Genomic DNA, 4,358 nt, shown 5'->3' with positions numbered 1-4,358 from the left:
GCCAGCGGCCACCCGGAAGGCCATATCGGTGCCAAGACCAGCAAGCCACCAAATAACGGGAGTACAGCAACGCCAATAACATTAAGTGACTCGTTCATAAAGGCGTGAAGCAGATCGCGTCGCTGATCTTGTTGCGGTTCATTAAACGCACGATCATAGGGTGTCAGTTTTTCGGTGGCGAAGGAAATTCCTATAAATACCAAGATCAAAAATACCAGCCAACCTTGGTTGTAACCCTCGGCAACAAGATAGATAGCGACGCCATTTCCGACGAGCAAAAACAACGGCAAATACAGGAGCCTAACCAACCACGTTATGCTACGAATCATTTTAACACTCCTCGCTGATTGAGAGTGTTCAGCATCTCATGTTTACACGTAGCCACATTGAACGAAAGTGCTGTTTATTCTGACAAAAGCCGTTGAATAACTGCCGGGGAAACACCAAAAGCCTCGGTAGCAGACCGGCAGAAATGGGCCTGATCGGAAAATCCCGATGCAATTGCCGCATCAGTGAGTGACATTTGGCGTGATAACTCAAACCCCGTTAATAGTTTTAACCACTTTTTATAGCTGCGTAAAGGTAAGCCGGTGCTTTCGGAAAACCAGTGGGAAAAACGACTTGGGGAAAGACGAACTTTCTTTGCCAACTCGGCTCTAGAGATTGATCGCCCATCCATGGCTTCGGCATGTAATGCTTTTAAAATGTGGCTCAATCTGCTCTTTGGATCAGATGTTTGATCGTGCCGGTAGTGACGCTCGAAAGCCTCCAGTTCGAATGAAAGGTTTTCCGTGGCAGTAAAGCGAGATAAACACGCCGTATTGAATTCCTCACGGAGTGTCCCAATGGGTTGCATCAACGGATTTTTTATGTGAGGCAGCAAGGCTTTGCAAATATCATGGGTTGGATCGATATAAATACACAGTACCTCGGCCATTATCAATTGATGAGTAACTCCAGCCGGTATCCATAACCCCTTTTCTTTGTGCCGTGTTTCGCTGGAAATGACTTCAACGTTTGCATCTAAACCGATCGCGATTTGATGCGCCCAATGTTTATGGGGCTTATTGTCTCCTGACTCGCCGAGGAACGCACCGATACCTGGTGTTATCGCTACTGAGCCGCGCCATGGGTTCACTAAAGTATTTGTTGTGATCATTACCCTATCTCTACAAAGGCAGCTTTTCATTGTAGTTGACTGTCTATAAGCGCTTGCAACTTTTCTAGGAGGATAAATGAGGCATTATTGGTGAATTGCTGTCCTTCTTCGATGTACTCCCATACGGTAGCGTCGCTCTTCCAGCCGCCTTGTTTCTTAATAAACTCAAAGTCGATTTTTTCCCTCGCTGCCGATGTAGAGAGGCCACGCCGAAAGCTATGGCTGCTCAAGTCCGGCACGAAATCGAACTGACAGGCGTTGCCCAGAGTCTTGAGTAATTGATTAATGCCACCGGGATTCAGTGCTTTGGGTTGAACCTTATCCCAACGGTTAACGGGACGAAAAACCGGACCTTCATTGATATCAGCCAATTCTATCCAGTTCTTCATGGCCATAGCAGGACAGCAGCCTGGTGCACCGAAAGGTAATGCTCGCACTAAGCCCATGGCTTGTTGATCGGTCTTGGAACGAGACAGCCGGATGAGAAGTCCTTCTGGTTCCCACACCAGATCACCGATTTGAATGGCCACCAATTCGCTACGACGAAAGGCGCCAAAAAAGCCGGTCAACACCAGCGCGATATCCCGCTGTTTCTTTTTGGTGTCAGGCAGTTGCCGCAAGTGATTCACCATCTGGGCAATGTGCTCCAAACGTAATGCCTTGGCTTTGCGTTTGGGTTGGCCTTGAGTACGACGAACGCCTTCCATGGTTTTGCGGACCAACGGATCGCTTACCGGATCGATGAGCCCTTGGTAATGGTGCCATTGGCTAATGGCGGTCAGGTGCAGATCCAGGGTCCGGGGGTTGAGCGATTCGGCTCTGGCCAGCAGGTAACGCACGACAGTATCCCGATCCGAGGGCAGGCGACCACCCCATTTTTCAAATTGGCGAATGGCCGAGCGGTAGGCTTTGCGCGTGTTGTCGGACGTCGCTGCCTGGAGGTAGTGCCGCAATGATTCGGCTTCCTGACGTTCAATCAGGGTCGATTCCTCATTACGTAATGGCAAGTTGCTAGCCGGTTTTGGCGGTTTGTTGTTCATGAATAGGATTTCCTTCGATGTCGCTCAAAAGGCGGCTATGTACCGGCGTTACAAGTCGAAAATTTACGTCAAGATCCATTAACCTACGATAAGGTAGATTATCGGTGGTTAGTATCTTGAATTCAAGCGATCTTGAAAAACACATATATAATGTTATATTACGTGTTATGTAATATGTTACTAAATAATCCGAGAGGAATCACCATGGCCCGTGCCGGAGTCACTTATCACGATATCGCTAAAGCAGCTGAAGTCATTAAAACACATGGCCAGGAACCCACGGTGGATAGGGTGCGCGAGCATCTGGGCACCGGCAGCAAAAGCACCATCGCGCCATTGCTCAAGCGTTGGCGGTCAGACAATGGGGAGGCGGCCGATGTCAGTGGACTGCCGAACGACCTCATCGAGGTGGTAAAGTCCCTGCATGAGCGGGTACAGCAGATGGCCGACCACCGTATCGAACAAGCTCGCCAGGAATTCGAGACTTTAAAGGAAGAACTCCGCACAGAGTTGACCTATGCCAACAACACCATCGCGCAACTTACTGCCCGACAACGGGACCTTGAGAACCAGATAGCACGAATTACCGAGGAAAAAAGCCTGCAAGACAAGTCCCTGGAAGACGCACGCGTCAGGCTGGCAAAGGCCGAGTCTCAGCGGGACGAAGCTCTTACGCGAGCCAACGACTTGAAGGAGAGTGTCAGTGAACTCAGGCAAGAAAACCGGGATATTCGCGATCATTTCGAACATTACCAGCAGCGCACTGCCGAAGACCGCCAGCAGGAGCGCGAACAGTTCCGTATAGTTAACCAGGGGTTAAATGATCAGATTCAGGATCTGCAACACCGGCTCGCACAGACTGAGTCGAGAGCGTCCGAGCTATTCGACATCAACGCGCAGTTACAACGAAATGCCGATGAATTAAAACGGGCCAATGCGGCGCTAAATAGCGACTTGAACGCAAAGATGGAAGATATCCAGAACCTGGAACACGAGTATGAAGAAGCCGTGACAAGGTGCCGGGAATACCAGCATAAAAATGAGCAATTGTCGGAAAACATGGCCGCGCTCACCACTCAGAAAGCAGATGTCGATAAGCAAGTGGCCGTGTTATCCCACGCACTGGAGACCACCAAAGCCGAACTGAAAACCGCCCAGGATAAAGTGGCATTTCTGACCGATGAGAATAAGGTGATTCTTCAGGAAAAAGCAGTGATCCAAGGGCAGTTTAAACAGCTTCAAAGTTCGCTATAACGATTTAATGGATGTGTTTTGATCGTCTGGCTGCAAATGCAGAAATCGTTGCCAGCCCCTAAACGAGCAAACTTGGCAAATTTGTCGGTTCTTCCACAAGACCCTGCAGGCCAAGGAGAAGCATCGATTCGACCAACGTCAGGTGGAAAAAGAATATTGATATTCCTACATATTATCAATGTGTTATAGGTTTTGTGGCTAAATTCAACGCTTTTACCGGCCGAATGCAGCCGAACCTCAAATACAGGGATTAACGGCTATCAAACGAAAACCTACGGTTACGAGGGTGCCACAGGATTCAAAACCGTAGGTTTTCGTTCAAATGCCCCCGCTGGTCCAAGTAAGAGGGTGTTTCTGTGATAAGTAAATGAGTGGGGTGGCACCACAAGAGTCCGAATGACTCATACGCAGCAGCCCTTACGCTTCTGTTTGTCTATTCCTAAGGCAGTAGTGGTGTGTCTAGTGTTCGCTTCTCCTTGTGGATCGGATAGAACCTAATGCCCCTTTGTGTCACTCAGCGATGAATCGCCCGTTAGGGAGACAGGCCTCCAAAGCTGACCACAATACCGGATAGAAGGCATAAGCCGATCACTTGATCTATTTTGAATTAATCTGAACGTGCGTTGTTCATCATGAATCTCCATGGACAGCAGAGCAGAATAGCCCAGCGCATTCAGCTAAGCGTATAGAGCGGTAAATAGTCGGGTCAGCCTGGTTCTTTCCACTTAAGAGCTGTTCGTGTGTTTTGTTACCGTAAGAGCGAACTCCCGATCATTTTCATTCATACCTGAGCGCGCAATGATGCTGTGAATCGCCACCAGTTCGCTAGACACTTTCAAGCTTCATAAAATATTGCTGTTCATACTTTACCGGCGACAGCATTCCATTGGAACCATGCCTGCGGT

General features: G+C 48.9%; 3 protein-coding genes and 1 pseudogene. 1 reads left to right on the top strand and 3 read right to left on the bottom strand.

Annotated elements, in window-relative coordinates; all coding sequences use genetic code 11:
- The 3 genes and pseudogenes from LGT44_RS10370 to LGT44_RS10360 all read right to left on the bottom strand — a co-directional run.
- A pseudogene (locus LGT44_RS10370) lies at positions 1 to 329 on the bottom strand (sterol desaturase family protein); the annotation flags it as partial.
- Between the two features lie 74 nt (positions 330 to 403).
- On the bottom strand, positions 404 to 1,159 hold the full coding sequence (locus tag LGT44_RS10365; RefSeq protein WP_230331380.1) for a helix-turn-helix transcriptional regulator: 756 nt from the start codon (positions 1,157 to 1,159) through the stop codon (positions 404 to 406).
- Positions 1,160 to 1,185: 26 nt separating this feature from the next.
- Positions 1,186 to 2,199, bottom strand: coding sequence for a tyrosine-type recombinase/integrase (locus tag LGT44_RS10360; RefSeq protein WP_037431571.1), 1,014 nt, complete (start codon positions 2,197 to 2,199; stop codon positions 1,186 to 1,188).
- Positions 2,200 to 2,403: 204 nt separating this feature from the next.
- On the opposite strand from LGT44_RS10360, the gene LGT44_RS10355 reads away from it, so the two are divergent.
- Positions 2,404 to 3,453, top strand: coding sequence for a DNA-binding protein (locus LGT44_RS10355; protein ID WP_101566853.1), 1,050 nt, complete (start codon positions 2,404 to 2,406; stop codon positions 3,451 to 3,453).
- Positions 3,454 to 4,358 lie beyond the last annotated feature (905 nt).

It is taken from the genome of Thalassolituus alkanivorans (assembly GCF_020447205.1).
GTDB lineage: Bacteria > Pseudomonadota > Gammaproteobacteria > Pseudomonadales > Oceanobacteraceae > Venatoribacter > Venatoribacter alkanivorans.
The sequence above is the reverse complement of the archived record's forward strand: the minus strand, read 5'-3'. Positions and strand labels throughout refer to the sequence as shown.